Origin of the sequence: Paenibacillus amylolyticus (genome assembly GCF_003719335.1) — a bacterium.
GTDB lineage: Bacteria > Bacillota > Bacilli > Paenibacillales > Paenibacillaceae > Paenibacillus > Paenibacillus amylolyticus_D.
In genome coordinates, this window is record NZ_RIAS01000011.1 from 101,924 (window position 1) to 119,270 (window position 17,347).

16 protein-coding genes are annotated in these 17,347 nt (G+C 42.7%); 4 read left to right on the forward strand and 12 right to left on the reverse strand.

Annotated features, from left to right (window positions below):
- Positions 1–11 precede the first annotated feature (11 nt).
- The 5 genes from EC604_RS19415 to metH form a co-directional block, all read right to left on the reverse strand.
- Positions 12–860, reverse strand: coding sequence for a deoxyribonuclease IV (locus tag EC604_RS19415; RefSeq protein ID WP_123065741.1), 849 nt, complete (start codon positions 858–860; stop codon positions 12–14).
- The gene (locus tag EC604_RS19420) at positions 850–1,671 is read right to left on the reverse strand and encodes an Fpg/Nei family DNA glycosylase (protein ID WP_123065742.1); all 822 of its coding nucleotides are present in this window, start codon (positions 1,669–1,671) and stop codon (positions 850–852) included. Before EC604_RS19420 ends, EC604_RS19415 begins: the two co-directional genes overlap by 11 nt.
- A gap of 7 nt (positions 1,672–1,678) precedes the next feature.
- A complete protein-coding gene (locus EC604_RS19425; RefSeq protein WP_123065743.1) occupies positions 1,679–2,488 on the reverse strand; it encodes a TIGR01457 family HAD-type hydrolase in 810 nt (269 codons plus the stop codon).
- A 359-nt stretch (positions 2,489–2,847) separates the two neighbouring features.
- Complete coding sequence (gene rnz, locus EC604_RS19430) at positions 2,848–3,792, reverse strand: ribonuclease Z (protein ID WP_123065744.1); 945 nt, start codon at positions 3,790–3,792, stop codon at positions 2,848–2,850.
- A 76-nt stretch (positions 3,793–3,868) separates the two neighbouring features.
- Entirely contained in the window at positions 3,869–7,249 is a 3,381-nt protein-coding gene (gene metH / locus EC604_RS19435) for a methionine synthase (RefSeq protein ID WP_429350354.1), read from the reverse strand.
- A gap of 238 nt (positions 7,250–7,487) precedes the next feature.
- Here metH and EC604_RS19440 point away from each other — a divergent pair, with 238 nt between their 5' ends.
- On the forward strand, positions 7,488–8,033 hold the full coding sequence (locus EC604_RS19440) for a cupin domain-containing protein (RefSeq protein ID WP_123065746.1): 546 nt from the start codon (positions 7,488–7,490) through the stop codon (positions 8,031–8,033).
- Positions 8,034–8,519: 486 nt separating this feature from the next.
- Here EC604_RS19440 and EC604_RS19445 read toward each other — a convergent pair whose 3' ends face one another.
- The 5 genes from EC604_RS19445 to EC604_RS19465 all read right to left on the reverse strand — a co-directional run bounded on the left by EC604_RS19445 (position 8,520) and on the right by EC604_RS19465 (position 12,121).
- Complete coding sequence (locus EC604_RS19445; protein ID WP_123065747.1) at positions 8,520–9,551, reverse strand: hypothetical protein; 1,032 nt, start codon at positions 9,549–9,551, stop codon at positions 8,520–8,522.
- Between the two features lie 422 nt (positions 9,552–9,973).
- Positions 9,974–10,765 carry an HAD family hydrolase gene (locus EC604_RS19450; protein ID WP_123065748.1) on the reverse strand — a complete coding sequence of 264 codons (792 nt, stop codon included), beginning with the start codon at positions 10,763–10,765 and terminating at the stop codon, positions 9,974–9,976.
- Between the two features lie 28 nt (positions 10,766–10,793).
- Positions 10,794–11,306: a hypothetical protein gene (locus EC604_RS19455; RefSeq protein WP_090916770.1), complete on the reverse strand. Its 513-nt coding sequence runs from the start codon at positions 11,304–11,306 to the stop codon at positions 10,794–10,796.
- A 132-nt stretch (positions 11,307–11,438) separates the two neighbouring features.
- Positions 11,439–11,648 carry a DUF896 domain-containing protein gene (locus EC604_RS19460; RefSeq protein WP_123065749.1) on the reverse strand — a complete coding sequence of 70 codons (210 nt, stop codon included), beginning with the start codon at positions 11,646–11,648 and terminating at the stop codon, positions 11,439–11,441.
- Between the two features lie 95 nt (positions 11,649–11,743).
- Complete coding sequence (locus EC604_RS19465) at positions 11,744–12,121, reverse strand: LysM peptidoglycan-binding domain-containing protein (protein WP_123065750.1); 378 nt, start codon at positions 12,119–12,121, stop codon at positions 11,744–11,746.
- 293 nt (positions 12,122–12,414) lie between these two features.
- On the opposite strand from EC604_RS19465, the gene lexA reads away from it, so the two are divergent.
- On the forward strand, positions 12,415–13,041 hold the full coding sequence (gene lexA / locus EC604_RS19470; RefSeq protein WP_123065751.1) for a transcriptional repressor LexA: 627 nt from the start codon (positions 12,415–12,417) through the stop codon (positions 13,039–13,041).
- A gap of 152 nt (positions 13,042–13,193) precedes the next feature.
- On the opposite strand, the gene EC604_RS19475 is transcribed toward lexA, so the two are convergent.
- A complete protein-coding gene (locus EC604_RS19475) occupies positions 13,194–14,498 on the reverse strand; it encodes an aldehyde dehydrogenase (protein WP_240037032.1) in 1,305 nt (434 codons plus the stop codon).
- Between the two features lie 509 nt (positions 14,499–15,007).
- On the opposite strand from EC604_RS19475, the gene EC604_RS19480 reads away from it, so the two are divergent.
- Positions 15,008–15,319: a hypothetical protein gene (locus tag EC604_RS19480; protein WP_123065753.1), complete on the forward strand. Its 312-nt coding sequence runs from the start codon at positions 15,008–15,010 to the stop codon at positions 15,317–15,319.
- 52 nt (positions 15,320–15,371) lie between these two features.
- Entirely contained in the window at positions 15,372–15,713 is a 342-nt protein-coding gene (locus EC604_RS19485; RefSeq protein ID WP_123065754.1) for a hypothetical protein, read from the forward strand.
- Positions 15,714–15,978: 265 nt separating this feature from the next.
- On the opposite strand, the gene glnA is transcribed toward EC604_RS19485, so the two are convergent.
- Positions 15,979–17,307 carry a type I glutamate--ammonia ligase gene (gene glnA / locus EC604_RS19490; protein WP_090916813.1) on the reverse strand — a complete coding sequence of 443 codons (1,329 nt, stop codon included), beginning with the start codon at positions 17,305–17,307 and terminating at the stop codon, positions 15,979–15,981.
- Between the last annotated feature and the right edge of the window lie 40 nt (positions 17,308–17,347).

Sequence of the window (17,347 nt, forward strand, 5' to 3'; positions counted from 1 at the left end):
CACCTCCCTACTTATAACCAGGAACGCATGAGCTGTATATCTTCACGATGCGTTCCGTCTCCTCCTGTTTCCGTCTCCAGTACAACAACCGCTTGCTTAATATGGGGTGATTGCAGTAGTCTCTGCATCGATTTATAACCAATATGTCCATGACCAATTCTCGCATGTCTGTCTTTATTCAGGCCGGATGCATATTTGGAATCATTAAAATGAACTGCCGCCAGGTCATTCCAATATCCCAACTGCCTGCCTTTCTCTAACAAAACGGCCTCATCTCCGGCCTTCCACACCCCTGAAGCAAAAGCATGACAGGTGTCGAAACAAAATGCAATATGTTCTGGGAATCGACTCAGCTTGCGAATCTGGATCATTTCCTCCATCGTTGTTCCCATGGGTCCATGATCCCCTGCCTGATTTTCAAGTAAAATCTTGGATTCGCCTTGCCAACCTTCCAGCGCAGTGTCCAGACAGTGAATCAAATTACGATACCCCTCTAGCGGATCTTTCGTTTGAATATGGCCAAAATGAACAACTGTTCCAACAGAACCGCATGCATTAGAAATCTCAAGATCATTGCGAATCGATGAAACAATAGCATGAAACCCCGCCTCTCCACGGGTCATACCTAGTGCCGGATTCGTAGGATAAGGTGAGTGAGCAATGGATGCTAAACCATGTTCTCCACACCAGTCCCTGCACAGTGCAGCATCTTTCCGATCAAGACTTTTCAGACTAAGACTGCGCGGATTTTTCGGAAAATACTGAAAAGCCGTTGCTCCCATCTCATATGCTCTCTTGGCCGCCTGTAAAAATCCACCTTTAGTGCTTACATGTGCGCCGATGCCGGTTTTAGGCCTCATGCTGACATTGCGGACAGAAAAATGCCTTTTTGCCCGTAATCTCAACTCGTTCAATCGTTCCCCCGCAGCGAGGACAAGTTTCACCCTCCCGGTCATAGACCCGGCACTGCTCGTCAAACTTTCCTGTTTTGTTGTCTCCGTGCATTAGCGGCATTTCCATATAACCACCCTCGTGCGCAGCCTCACGCAACACCGATTGCATAGCGTGATACAGCCGCTCTGTCAGTTCAGTTGAATTCGCAATGTTCTGTGTTTTTGAGCTTGGTCTAAGTCCCGCAGCGAAGGCGATTTCATCCGAATAACAATTGCCGATGCCAGCGATAATATGTTGATTTACCAAGGTTGTTTTGAGTGTTCCCCTGCGACCTTTAAGCAGTGCAGCAAAACGTTCTTTATTCATCCTCCGATCCAGAGGCTCCGGACCTAAATCAGACATGGCTTCTTCCGTTTCCTTGGAAGACATCAGATGCAGATAACCAAGACGCAAACCGATGAAGAAAAGAATGTGATCTCCGAATTGAATTTCTACCTGTGTGGTGCGGTCAGGACGCTCGTCCTCTGTCCCCCAGAACAACATGCCACCTAGCATAAGATGCAACACAAGACGTTTGCCGTTTGCAAGGTGAAAAATCAGATGTTTAGCGCGCCGTTCCACAAATATAATCCGATTGCCTGTTAACTCATGTATGAACACATCAGCAGTCGTGTTGATCGTCTTTTCACGGTTCACAACTACCCCTGTTATCGGCAAATCAAGTATATGCTCGGACAATAATATCCTGTAATTTTCCATTTCCGGTAACTCTGGCATTCTTTATCTACTCCTTCTTGGAAGCCTGGCCTACCTTTTGGGCTAACCATGCAGTCAATGTATGCAAATCTTCAAAAACATGATCTGGACGTGCCTTCACGGCCTGAATATGTCCATCCAGATTTTCATGTGTAGTAATGCCTGTCAGAACAAGTATCGTTTCACAGCCTGCTGCCGCGCCTGCAGCAATATCCGTGCGCATATTATCTCCGATAACAGCCACTTCTTCTGCCTTCAAGTTCAACCGGCGGATGGCTGATCTCATAATAATGCTTGACGGTTTACCGATCACCGTTGGCTGCACGCCGGTCGCCGCCTCAATCGCAGCCCCAATCGTGCCCGCGCCGGGCGTTAATCCATCATCAGCTGGAAGCTGAAGATCAGGGTTAGTCATAATAAACTTAGCTCCCCCATTAATCCAGCGGAGTGCCTTCGTTAATTTTTGATAGGTAAATTCACGGTCGATGCCTTGGATCACAACATCTGGCTCAGCCTCCGTCAGAAATAAACCCGCTTCTTCAATGGCCTGTAACAGCCCACGTTCTCCAATGCATGCCACCTTAGCGCCGGGAGAATCTGCAGCAACGTATTCAGCCGCGGCTACAGCAGAGGTACATACCTCGGAAGCATCCGCTTCTATCCCCATGCCATTCAAATGATCGGCTACACCTTGGGGTGTACGGGAAGAATTATTGGTCACGAACAAATAAGGTACTCCCTGCTTTCGCAACGTGCGAATGAGCTCATCGGCTCCATCAATACGATGCCTGCCATGATACAATGTACCATCCAGATCGATCAGATAGGCCTTAATCATACATTGCACTTCCTTTCTTCACTCAGTTAACATTTCATCCCCTTAACAAAATCAGGCGATTCAAACAAACCTTTATACTATGTATTCAAGCATGTAGGATGGTTCAGCCTCATAGAAAGAGACACACAACAAGTCGAACCGGATCGAACACAGACGGTTTAACTCGCGCGCCTTCTGTACAAGCTTGTCATTTCCTGCGCTTTCCCGGAAAATAATTCAGAGAATTTCCCTGCTCATATTGCCCATCCTACACGCTTTCTGAACAGATTGCAAAAGGGACCTCGGGAACATTTCTCCCTCAGTCCCGTCTCATTCGCCGGTTGTTGATATAGCCTGCGTCATGAATCAAGGCTTCCGCTTTATTGCGGAGAATTGTGTTTCCCATGAACCACAGGAATCAGTTGGTGCTCGCTCGCAAGCCTTGTGTTCGGAAAGATGCTCTTTGCTTCTACAAGTAATGGCTGAAGCTGTTCCTCATCCTTATAACGAGAGCTGAAGTGAGTCATAATGAGCTGACCCACATCCGCCGCTAGGGCCGCTTCTGCCGCTTGTCTGGACGTACTATGATAGTACTCATGAGCAGTGTCGGCCAGATCATGCATAAACGTCGCTTCATGAACAAGAACGTCTGCGTCCTGAGCCAGAGGTTTCACGTTTTCGCAAGGACGCGTATCACCCAGAATTGTAATCACCATTCCGCGTTTTGGGGATCCTAAAACATCCTCAGGACGTACCGTATCACCACTGTCTAATGTAATTGTCTCTCCCCGCTTTAACCGTCCGAACAACGGGCCTGGTTTCAGACCGTAAGCCGCTAATTTAGCAGAATCAAGACTACCAGGACGATCTTTCTCGGTAATCCGATAGCCGTAACTGTCGATACGATGTTCAAGTAAGGCAGACTCTACAATAAAGCTGTCATCTTCAAACAGCACACCGCCAGTATGCTCAACAATGTTCAAGTCATAATTTAAGCGGGACTGACTAAGTTCCATCGTTGTTGCAATCATGCGTTCCGTCCCCGGCGGTCCATACACCGTGAGCGGAGTCGTTCCGCCCTGATATGCCCTGCTGGACAGCAAACCAGGCAATCCGAATACATGGTCACCATGCAGATGGGTAATAAAAATTTTCTCCAATTTGCTTAGTTTAAGCGGAGAACTTAAAATCTGATGCTGTGTCCCTTCCCCGCAGTCAAACAACCACAGCGCTCTGCGCTCATCCAACATGCGTAGTCCAATGGACGTTACATTCCGTTGCAGCGTAGGTACACCAGCATTAGTTCCCAGGAAATATAGTTCCATTCTGGATCGCACCTCTTTCTGTTGCCAGCAAAAAACCTCCGACCATGCGGAGGGCTTGCCTGAACAACTTATCAATTTATGCTTTTTCGACGTTAAAATATTTGGCCTGCGGATGGCTAAATACCATCGCAGATACCGATGCTTCAGGTTCCATCATGAAACCTTCCGTCAACTCTACTCCGATATCCTCAGGCTGCATCAGCTTAAATAACGGACCCTGATCTTCCAGATCAGGACAAGCCGGATATCCAAAGGATACTCGAATCCCCTGATAACGTGCGCCATGACGTTGTTTCATCGTCATGTCAGCTGGATCTGGGAAACCCCAGATATCCCTCATCATGTGATGCACCCGTTCTGCGAGTCCTTCCGCCACTTCAAGCGCTACAGACTGCAACGCGTGCGAACGTAGATAATCCCCCTGATCCTTCCATGCCGTCGAAAGCTCGCGCACACCATGTCCCGCAGTGACAACGAGGAAGCCTACATAATCCATTTCGCCGGATTCAACTGGCTTCAGGAAGTCGGAAAGACATAGGAAAGGCTCTACCTTTTGACGTGGGAACGTAAAGGTATGCAGGATGTTGCTGGTATCTTGCGGATCATAAATGATGACGCTATTGCCGCTCGACTGTGCCGGGAAGAAGCGATACATCGCATGAGCCTGAATGATTCCGTCACGAACAGCTTCCTGCATAATGCCATCTACGACCGCTTTCAAATCGGTTGCTTTAGGGTCACCCGCAGCGAGCAATTGCTCTACTGAACCACGAAGTCCCAAATGATGCCCGAGTAACATCTGCATGTTCACATAAGGCAGGATGTGTGATAACGGGTAATTCCGCAATGTATGACGTTCTAAATCAGGTGGTACAAGCACTGGATGATCAGCTGAAATGGCCGAGCGCTCAACGCGTGTAAGCTCAGGAAGTGCTTGAACCTCTCCCGCATTTGACGCATCAGCTTCTTTTTCCGCATCCATCTCCGCTTGCATCGATTCCCGTGTCACTGGATTCATCAGCTTGTTTGCCAGATCCAGACCATCCATTGCATCCTTCGCATAGACTACCATCCCGTTATATTCAGGACGAATCCGGTTTTTGGTAAACTTACGAGTCAATGCCGCTCCACCTACCATGATTGGCACATCAATGCCGGCTGTGCGCAGATCCTGAGCGGTAAGAATCATCTGCTGAGCAGATTTAACGAGCAAACCTGAGAGGCCAATAGCATCCACTTTTTCTTCCCTATACGCCTCAATAATACGCTCTGGTGGTACTTTTATACCCAAATTAATGATCCGGTAACCGTTATTGGACAAGATGATCTCTACCAAGTTTTTACCTATATCATGTACGTCCCCTTTAACGGTGGCGAGAATAATCTTGCCTTTAACAGAAGTTTCGTTCTTCTCCATAAACTGCTCCAGATATGCGACAGAAGCCTTCATCACTTCTGCGCTTTGAAGCACCTCAGCTACAATTAATTCATTGTTGTTAAAGAGACGTCCGACTTCTTCCATACCCCTCATTAATGGACCGTTGATGACTTCAAGCGCTGAATATTTGGCGAGAGCCTGCTCCAGATCGGGCAATAAACCCTCTTTGCTTCCTTCAACGACATAAGATGCGAGACGTTCTTCTAATGAAAGGTTAGAGATTTTTTCTTTCTTCTCTACCTTTTTGTTACGGAATGCAGCTACGAAGGCAGCCAGCGTATCATCGTTTGTATTATACAGAAGCTCTTCCGAGAGTCTGCGTTCTTCTTCAGGGATGGATGCGTAACGCTCCAGCTTCTCGGTATTCACGATGGCATAATCCAGCCCTGCTTTGGTACATTCGTACAGGAAAACAGAGTTTAACACCTCACGACCTGCTTCAGGCAGACCAAAGGAGATGTTACTAATACCCAGAATCGTATGACACTCTGGGAGCGCTTCTTTAATGATACGTATACCTTCAATCGTTTCTTTCGCAGATCCGATGTACTGCTCATCACCCGTACCTACCGGAAAGACCAGAGTATCAAAAATAAGGTCTTCTGGCTTCAACCCGTATTTGTTCACCAGCAAATCATACGAACGTTTAGCTACGTCAAGCTTGTCCTCGCGGCTGATCGCCTGACCACGTTCGTCAATCGTTCCCACAACTACGGCTCCGCCATATTTATGCAGCAAAGGAGTTACCAACTCAAATTTCTCTTCGCCATCCTCAAGGTTAATGGAGTTAATAATGGCCTTCCCTTGAGAATATTGAAGCGCTGTATCAATGACCGCAGCATCTGTGGTGTCAATCATCAGCGGAACCTTGACCTTTTTGACAACAAGTTCAAGGAACTTGATCATATCTTCCGTTTCCTCACGGTCAGGGTCCTGTACGCAGACGTCAACGATGTGTGCTCCGTTCTTCACTTGAGCCCGGGCAATTTCGGAAGCTTCTTCGTACTTGCCCTCGACAATGAGTCGTTTGAATTTACGTGAACCAAGTACGTTGGTGCGTTCACCAACCATATAAGGACGATTGTCCTGTTCGACATATACCGGTTCAATCCCTGACAATGCAGGCGGGTGTGTTCCGTTCAATTCTCTTGGGGGGTACTTGGCGAGCGTGTCACGCATGGCCCGGATATGTGCTGGCGTTGTTCCGCAACATCCTCCTGCAATGTTCAACCATCCCTGTTCTGCAAAAGCACCGATCTTCTGCGCAAGTGAATCTGGTGATTCATGATAGTTACCATTCTCGTCAGGAAGACCTGCATTTGGATAACAACTCACAGCAACAGATGCCATGCCAGACAGAGATCGAATATGGTCACGCATGAACTCCGGACCTGTCGCACAGTTTAGTCCCACTGAAATTGGGTTAAGGTGTTCTAGGGATATATAAAAAGATTCAATGTTCTGACCGGCCAGGGTCGTGCCCATAGGTTCAATGGTTCCTGAGATCATGAGAGGCAGCTTGATACCGCTTTGTTCAAACGCTTGCTGAATGCCAATGCTACCTGCTTTGACATTAAGAGTATCCTGTGAGGTTTCAAGCAGTAGCGCATCAACGCCTCCCTCTATTAAAGCGAGGGCCTGCTCAAAATAGCTGTCCACCAGCTCTTGGAATGTCACTCCACCAGTCACAGACAGCGTTTTGGTTGTTGGTCCCATCGCTCCGACCACATATCGTGGTGACTCCGGTGTGGAAAAACGATCTACTGCAGCTTTCGCAATTCTGGCCGCTTCGAGATTAATTTCACGTGCACGATCTTGAATATCGTATTCAGCAAGAACTACTGAAGTTGCACCAAATGTATTGGTCTCAATTAAATCGGCACCAGCTTCCAGATAATCTTCATGAATACGTTGGATCAAGTCTGGACGGGTTAGCACCAACATTTCATTACATCCATCCAGATCTTCGCCGCCAAAATCTTCGCTGGTCAGATCCACTTGTTGAATCATCGTCCCCATTGCGCCGTCGAGGATTAATATTCGTTGTTTTATTGCATCGTGTAGACTAAGCTTATCCAATATCTTCACCCCCGCAAAACGTTAAATCTTAGTTTAACAGAAACTTACTTAATGTGAAAGATCGGTTTTGCTCCCGAAAGGTCGCGAATTTGCAGGAATGAAGCAGAAATGTGAATCGACAAATTTTGAGCAATCCGATATAATATCAATTAATCCAAGTGGAAAAGAGGGAAAGCGTATGGCTGAAATTGTTATCCGAAATACGAACGAACGAATCATCGGAGACGAGAACGTTCGAAATTTCTTGAACAAATATGATGTATTATATGAGAAGTGGGACGCTTCCAAATTAAACACAGAACTGCAAAACAACTTCGGCTTAACCGATGATCAGAAGCAGGAAGTTTTAGAAACCTTCGATTACGAGATCAAAGACTTGGCGGCACGCCGCGGTTATCAAATCTGGGATGTAATCACCCTTTCAGAGCAAACACCAGACATCGAAGAAAAATTGGCCAAGTTTGAAGAGATCCATACGCATGCAGAAGACGAAATTCGCGCTATTGTTGCGGGTAAAGGTATCTTTGTTATTAAAGCAACCGATGATACGGGTTACTTTAATGTAGAATTGTCTCCGGGTGACGTTATTTCCGTTCCTGAAAACACACCGCACTTCTTCACTTTAATGGAGAACAAACAAATTATTGCGGTTCGCTTGTTCATCGAAAAAGATGGCTGGATCGCCGATCCGTACCCTGATCCAACGTTTATCAAAAACGCTTAATATGATTATATAAAATATTGTCAAAACGGAACGAACAGGGCAGCACCTTGTTTCGTTCCGTTTGTTTTCTATATTTCACGATACATTCTCTTTTCTTCCCATTGTCTTTCTGAAGCTTTAAATTAACTCCTCTTCTACTATGTTTTAACACTAAACCATTATGTAATGATATATTTTATCGATCTTAATTGTAAAGCTCTCCCCACATCTCTAACACACTATTCTACGTATAAAGAGCCTATGTAACACATTACTTGTTCCAATCACCTTTACCTTGGCAAAACAGCCTTACGTCCCAAAAAATGAGTTAATCCATTTACTGGAATAAAATACCTCTAAAAGGTTCATAGGATAAACCGGAGGTTTATCCCAATCCGTTTTTTAAAGAGTGCACTTTAGAAGTGTATCACTGCACTTTGCTTGGCCTTTATACTCAGCTTAAAAATTTCAAGGTGATAGTTTTTAGTAATAATAACTTATTATAACTCAGTCAATAGCCTCTGTTAACCAATTAAATATGCGCTCTGTGAGCTCCAGTTCTTTTTTGTGTAGGCCCTTAATTATTCGGACACACTTGCTAACGCTTTCATAATGAAGGGTTTGAGAAAAGATTGCTTTGGTAGTAATCGCTCTTAGGTACGTCCAGTCCGTAATAATTTCATCTACAAGTGGATTAATGAATTCGTTAGTTTTGTCCAAAAGGGTGGGATTAAGGTCATAAAGAGCCGACAATCTGTATTTTTCTGAACATTTTCTATAAATGGTGCTGCTTAGTGTTTCAATAATGTCCTCATTCTTTATAATGTCTTCATAATAATCAGCTAACGAAGAGATACTTTGGATTCCTTGCATAATTTCGTCCTGGTAATTCAGCATGTGATCTTTATAGTTTTTAAAACTTTCCTTATATATATCTAAGCTATTTTGGGTATCGAGATCAACAGAGTCAGATACAAATTCCAAAAAAAGAGGTCCCTTAATATCTTCACTCAAACAAGCTTGTTTTATATCCTCAAATGGTACACTGTACTTTTTATACTCCGTTATATCATCAACGATATAGACCTCGTTGCTCGTAGAATTATATCCATAAACCAATACCGGGTGCGGCCCATGTTGCTTAAGGTAGTAAAATTCCCGTCCTCTTTGATAATACAGATCAATATAAATAGCAACTGGATTTCCTTTGTAAAGTGATGTTATGATTTGGGATTTTAAAGTGCTTGCATCAGGTGAGAAATGATTTATTGTAATACCAATCTCACCCAATACTTGATCTAAACGTTTGACACTTACCACCTCGAGTTTAAAATATCCTCGATCTTTTATTTTATTTTCGTCAAATCTGTATATGGTTACGAAATTATTGATAATTGAGAACGTATCTTTATGATAATTAGCAGCTATCGTTAATAGGGAGTTGTGGATACAATCCAAAAAGGGATGGTTGCTTTGGGGGAACATCTTTTTCATACCTTTAAAATATTCGAAATCAGGAAGAGAGACAACATTATCCATGTAAAATAGCCTCCAATCAAAGAATAAGTACAAAGTTACGAGATCATGTGTGTGGAAGTGATATTGTGTAAGGCTGGTTTATACAGTGTCATTAAAAACTAAATTGCACGTAAATCTTTCTCGTAGTCATCATATAGGCAGTTATAAATCCTTTGAGGTATTTTAATTTATTAATTTGACTTTGTAGTATGAATGAATTTTCTCATTCAATATACCAATAATTGTAATACCTAAACTCACGATTGGCAATATTATGTTAATCTTTCCCAATTTTTTTCATTAAAATTTTCCAATATCAGATTATATATAATTCGATGAAATATTTTTTGTGTTATAAAACAAAAACAATCTTTACTAGGTAACGTAGATTAAAGTTACCTAGTAAAGATTGTTAAAAAAACATTCAATATAAGAAAAGAGATTTAAAAATTAGCGATTAAGTCTTCTAATTCAGACAAATGTTTAATCTCGTGGTTCGGTGAGTAACTTTCATTATTTGTTTTGTTCTCCCGGTTAATCCATACGGCGCGAATACCTGAAGACAACGCACCACGAATATCTGTTGTTAACTTATCGCCTACCATCATACTTTCTTCTGGTTGAACACCCAGTCTACTTAGAGCATGCTCAAAAATGGATGGATCTGGCTTACCTTTACCAAAGCTACCTGAGATAATAATCTCATCAAAAAAAGGAGATAACTCCGGAACGCCATCAAGTTTCTCTTGCTGTAAAGCAGGACAGCCATTAGTCAAAAGCAACAATTTATACTTTCCTTGCAAATGACGCAGCGTATCCATCGTTTCTTCATAAACATGAGGTCTCGATCTACGTTCTGCACCAAACTGCGAGGCCAGGCGCTCTGCAAGCTCTTCTTGATCGACACCCAGCTTTAGTAAACCGCGGCGCCAAGACTCCTTACGATAAATTGGAGCCAATTGTTCAAGCTGACGAAATTCCGGTTGTTCTCCTCCCGTAAAGTTCGCCCAAAGTCCTTCAAAAGGGTTAATTCCAATCATTTTGGTAAAAGGGAACGTTTCGTAAGATTCATATAGTTCACGCGCTTCGTTACGAACAGCCTCTTCGAGTGCCTCAGCATTAACACCTGTTTCTGTTGCCGCAATTAGACAAGTTTCATGAAAAGCTTCTCGAACACTTCGTTCGTCCCATAATAAAGTATCATCCAGGTCAAACATAATCGCTTTCAACGCCATTCCGATCATCTGCCCCTTTACACGTTAATTACTTATCAATCGTTTCTACGGTAATCTGGTGTGCTTTTGCAAATTTCAGCAACCGCTCGGTAATTGCTTCTGTATCGTAACGATTTAACAACTTGGTGAAAACCCATCTCTTTCCACGGCTGTTGTGTTCAATAACAACAGTACCCGGCTCAAATCGGAATTTGATAATATCGTCAACCCCGATGGATCGTTCACGATTCCCCTTCGTTGTGATGATCCGATTACTGCTAATTTTAACGTAAGGACGGCGGAGCATAAAAATGACAGCCAAAAATACATAGAGCAACATTGTGACCCAATCCCAGGTTGTCATCGGTGCTTTCACTAAAAAAGTACTCATGAACAGATACAAAAACGCCAAACCAATTAAAAAGATAGGGAACAAAAGGCTTCTTCCTTTGTAAATATCCTCACCTGGATTTCCTGTGATTGGTTGACCGCTTTTTTTACGTTGCTGATTCAATTGCTTCGAATTTTTCCGAACCGTTCTTTCGAACGAACGCCGCGACATGTGAATCCCCCTTATGTGTCTTGTATCGGCTTACATCATTACTATGTAAACCGATGTTCCCCCTTATAGTAAGCATCCCCAGCTAACATGAAGAAACCTAAATATCATAACGATATGTTTAGGTTTCGTAAATTAATGTTTGAGTTTGCCTTGGTGGCCTTGGCCCTTGTCGTCGTCAACAATCTCAATTGAATCGAGTTGCTGTCTAAAGTTGCTACGAATGTTACCCAAGTAAATTTCTCTCAATTTGGCACGTTCAGCAAGTTCTTCCTCTGATAGTCCAGTGGATTTCTGCTTGCGAGCCAATTCGTTAATACGTGCTACCAGACTATCTATATCCAAGCTTGTCCCCTCCAAAAATACAAAGTCATATTAACTTTGACATGAGAAAGGCGGCTTGTCAAGTTAGTACGCGCCAACCTATATAGATGCGCACTCTATTTAACAAACTGAGGTAATATTAGAACTTGTCCTGTCTGGATTGTTGCTGATTCAAGTTGATTCACTTTTTTGATTGCTTCTATATATACACGTGTATCCATCGACGTTGGTTTATGTTCCAAAGAAATACTCCACAATGTTTCTCCTTGTGATACAGCAATCTTACCGCCAGGTAGTAGATCATTCTCGTTACCAGCAAAGACAGTTAGAACCGTACTACATCCAATAAAGATAATTAATGAAGCAATTACCAGTTTAATTAATCCCGTAGAAAACTTAATACGTGTCACGAAGGTTCTGAATTGCCCTATATTAGACTTTACAGCTTCTGAATTTACTGGTTTATAAATGCTCTGATACGTAGAATATCTCATTTGTCCCCGCCTCCAAACGTTTGTTCCTATCTCTTGGAATCAATATAACACGAACATTTGTTTTGTTCAAGACTTTTTTAGAACAATTGTTCGCTCTTTTTTCGACATTAAAACATCTTTTTTCGTATTAAAAATTCTCGTAAAGAGCAATTAAACTCTCTTTTCAACAAACGAATGAGGCTGAATCGAAAAAAATATAGAAATAATAAGATTTCTTTAGAACTTATGTTTGTACGAACGGAGGTTCTATGTTATAATTTTCCCAAACGTTACTAAAATGGGGTTGATACGGTATGTCGAAGATATCCAGCAGGCAACAGGCTATCCTGGAGTTTATACGAAATGAAGTCCGTTTGAAGGGGTATCCTCCTTCCGTACGAGAAATTGGCGAAGCCGTTGGACTGGCTTCCAGTTCCACAGTGCATGGACATTTGGATCGTTTGGAGAAGAAAGGGTTAATTAGACGTGACCCAACCAAACCAAGAGCGATTGAATTGTTAAGCCAGGAAGAGTCTGAACATTCTCATCAGTTCGCCCACAGTGTTGCACGAATTCCTGTCGTGGGTAAAGTAACAGCTGGTGTGCCGATTACGGCAACAGAAAATATTGAAGACTACTTCCCACTCCCTACACATTATGTAGGGGAACAGAAGGTGTTTATGCTCTCCGTTGTCGGGGACAGTATGATTGAAGCCGGTATTGTTAATGGAGATTATGTAATCGTTCGTCAGCAACAAACTGCCGATAATGGTGACATTGTCGTTGCGATGACTGAGGACGATGAAGCAACAGTAAAGACATTTTATAAGGAAAAGGATCATATTCGCCTTCAACCAGAGAATTCAACATTTGAACCGTTGCGGTTGAAACACGTTAGTATTCTAGGCAAAGTCATTGGTCTTTTCCGAGATATTCATTAATTTATTTTGTTTTATTAAAATGCTAATACTTCATACCTGCTAGAATACGAAAGAGGTTGCCCTGATCAACAGGACAACCTCTTTCTTTGCTTTCATAGTTGGATTCATATCATTTCTAACAAAGCACTCTAATAAATGCGTTGAACAAAAGATTATTTGGTGCGTTTAAGAATGCTTTTGTGATGCGAGAATACTTCAAAGCTTTGTTGTCCATGGTAAGAACCCATACCGCTCTCTCCCACACCGCCAAATGGCAAATAATGCGAAGTCATATGGGATAGAGTCTCATTAATACAACCTCCACCAAAAGAAACCTGATTCAATACTTGATCCTGTAAAGCTTCATTCTCAGTAAACAAATACAAAGCGAGTGGTTTAGGACGACGAATGATTTCATCAAGCATTGGATTCAAATCACGATACGTAAATACGGGCAGAATAGGTCCAAAGATCTCTTCCTGCATTACTGGGGAATCCCAATCGACATTGCCAAGAACTGTAGGTTCAATCGTAAGCTGATCACGATTTGAACGCCCTCCCATTAAAGTCTTGCCATTCGTGAGGAAAGCGCTCAAACGATCAAAGTTACGTGTGTTAACGATATGGGGAAAATCTTTATTTTGCATCACGTCGTCCCCAAATTTATCACGAACCTCGGCTTTGATTTCCTCGATGAGTTGATCATATACCTGTTCATCTACTAATAAATAGTCTGGCGCAACACAGGTTTGACCTGCATTCAGAAATTTACCACGCACAAGACGTTGTGCTGCCAGTTTCAGATCAGCATCCTGATGCACAATGGCCGGACTTTTACCGCCTAACTCTAGCGTCACTGGAGTTAAGTGCTCTGCTGCAGCTTTCATTACAATACGACCCACTCCAGTACTACCTGTGAAGAAAATGTAATCGAATTTCTCCTTAAGCAGTGCTGTGCTCGTTTCAACCTCCCCTTCCATAACAGCAATGTACTCCTCCGGATATATTTCCTGAATGAGATCGCTGATTAAACGAGAAGTCGCTGGTGTAAGCTCAGAAGGTTTGATCACCGCACAGTTCCCCGCCGCAATCGCACCGATCAGCGGCCCAAACGCCAGTTGGCACGGATAATTCCAAGGCGCAATAATTAGAGCAACTCCATAAGGCTCAGGGTAAATCGTGCTAACGGCATCTGGCATTGCCGAGCTTGTTGGAACGCTACGCGGTGCAACCCACTCACGCAGATGTTCTAACGTATAATCCAATTCACCCAATACAATGCGAATCTCCGAGCCATATCCTTCTGCCTCTGATTTATTTAAATCAGCGCGAAGCGCGTCCAAAATACGCTCCTGGTATTTCTCGATCCCTTCTCTCAAGTTATGCAAAGCCTGAATCCGATACTCCACTGGTTTAGTCTGTCCTGTATTAAAAAACGTACGTTGTGTAGTCACAAGTTGTTTCGCTTGTTGTTCCAAAAATATCATCTCCAATTAATTTCTAAAAATTATATTGCTTAAAATTAAATTAATTATATCTTTTATATATGAAACTATCAACATACATTTGAAACAGGGCAGATGTCAAAAGACAAAATAAGTGGATCGCATGAAGCATATTTCTTTATTTTTTCAACGATTGCTTGTATGTTCTTATCTCTTTTATGAATTTTTCATATGTTGAATTTATTATATTTCTAACTCTTCATGTTCTTATTTGAGTTTAGTTTTCATTTTCCTATAGAGTTTAAAAACGATATGACCATTTATTTTCGCACAAAAATAAATCATATCTGCTAACTTATGTAATGTAGAAGCTAAGTACATTGATTTTTGACTTTCTTATTTTATCTTCATATATGAGGGACGTGATCTGAAGATAAATCTAGTAAACCATGTGACAAATGTTATTATTTTACATTGAATAATATGGTATTTTTAGAGAGTAAAGTTTCATTAATTCATTACAAATCTTAGGAGGTATTTGTATGAAAAAGAAAATGTGTTCACTCGGAGCTTTAACTGTTATTGTGGCAAGTATCGCTGTTCCAACATCATTAGCTACCGCTTCACCCTCTTCTCAAGATTCGGTAACTTCACAAAGTATTACGATTCAGGCAACCCAGAAATTTGTGAGATACTCAGACGTTAACAATAAATATGGAAATGCAAGTTATGTTCCACAGAGCTACACTTATGCTGATGGTGTTTGGTATGGAAGACTAACATTAACATCTACTACCTATTCAAACGGATTATATTACGGAAACTATGAGGGTTACGTAACTAAGATGGAATAATTTATTCTTTCAGAATAAATTCATGAGCATAACAAAAAGGAGCGAAAATTGTATGATAAAGAAATTACTTGCTGGCTTATTAGCTGTATCTGCATGTTTTTCAATTGGTTCTACGTCCTTCGCTGCGGATACGGGTATTTCAACACCTGCTTTATCGCTATCGGAAAGTTTTCAAGTGACAGCACCTCAAGCATTTTTTGAGCGAGACATTTACCTAAAAGTAGGCCAACCTGGTCAATGGTATAGCGGCTACACTTATGATGTAATCTATAGTGATGGCGCTTGTGATATTGGCCCTGATTTTTTGGTTACTCCTATTCAACCCGGGCTTACAGTTGTAAGTGCAAACCACGGTAGTTATATCATCCTTTTTAAGTTTCATGTAAGCTATTAGTTATTAAAGAACAAAACAAACATGGTGGGTTTATTTTTAATGCCCCTGTGTCGAGTTTACTAAAATAGCGCAGGAACCGTTAGAAACCCTCTGTAATGTAATTAAGCGCAAAAACAGCGCTCCGATAAGAGAGCGCTGTTTTTCGTGTTTCCTGTAACATATTTGTTAGGGCATTTTGTGGGCACTCACATTTTATTTTGCCTAGAAATGATTTATCCATAAAAAGAAAAACCCCTCACGCCAGGTGGCGCAAGGGATTCTGGTATTAGTACAACGTGATATATTGATCGCGTTCCCATTGGTGGACTTGTGTGCGATACATATCCCACTCAATTTCTTTCAGCTCGTAGAAGTGAGCCAGGGCGTGGTCGCCGAGAGCGTCACAGATGACTTCGCTGCGGATCAATTCGTTCAATGCTTCTTTCAGGTCAGCTGGCAAGCTAGGAATGCCTTCTTCCACACGCTCTTCTTCTGACATGATGTAGATGTTACGGTCGATCGGAGCCGGTAAGGAAAGCTCACGTTTGATTCCGTCCAGGCCTGCTTTCAATAAAACAGCCAAAGCGAGGTATGGGTTAGCAGCCGGATCCGGGTTACGAACCTCAACACGAGTACTCAGACCACGTGAAGCTGGAATACGGATCATTGGGCTACGGTTACTTGCAGACCATGCTACGTAACATGGTGCTTCGTAACCTGGCACAAGACGTTTGTAGGAGTTCACAGTCGGGTTAGTGATTGCAGCAAACGCACGTGCATGCTTCAGCGTTCCAGCCATGAAGTGACGCGCAGTTTTGCTCAGGCCCAGCTCGTCCGACTCGTCAACAAATGCGTTCTCATTGCCACGGAACAAGGATTGGTTACAGTGCATACCGGAACCGTTCATACCGAACAATGGTTTTGGCATAAACGTAGCATGTAATCCATGCTGACGTGCAATCGTTTTAACAACGAGTTTGAACGTTTGGATCTGGTCTGCTGCTTTCAGAGCATCTGCATATTTGAAGTCGATCTCATGCTGACCAGGAGCTACCTCGTGGTGAGAAGCTTCGATTTCAAAGCCCATTTCTTCAAGTGTAATAACGATATCACGACGACAGTTTTCGCCAAGATCTGTTGGTGCAAGGTCGAAATACCCACCTTGGTCATTCAGTTCGTTTGTTGGGTTTCCTTTTTCATCCGTTTTGAACAAGAAAAATTCTGGTTCAGGACCAACGTTAAAGGAAGTGAATCCCATTTCTTCGGCTTCCTTCAGGTTTCGTTTCAAGATGCCACGTGGATCACCCGGGAATGGGTTGCCATCTGGCAGATATACGTCACAGATCAAACGCGCGACGCGATTATCGGATACCCATGGGAAAATAAGCCAAGAGTCAAGATCCGGATAGAGGTACATGTCGGATTCTTCGATACGAACATAACCTTCAATGGAGGAACCATCAAACATCATTTTGTTATCCAAAGCCTTCGTTAACTGGCTTACAGGAATCTCAACGTTTTTAATCGCTCCCAGCAAGTCGGTGAATTGCAATCGAACGAATCGTACGTTTTCTTCTTTGGAGATGCGGAGAATGTCTTCTTTTGTATAACTCATGATTCCTCTCCCTTTCTTATCTGCGTATTTGGCTTGCATG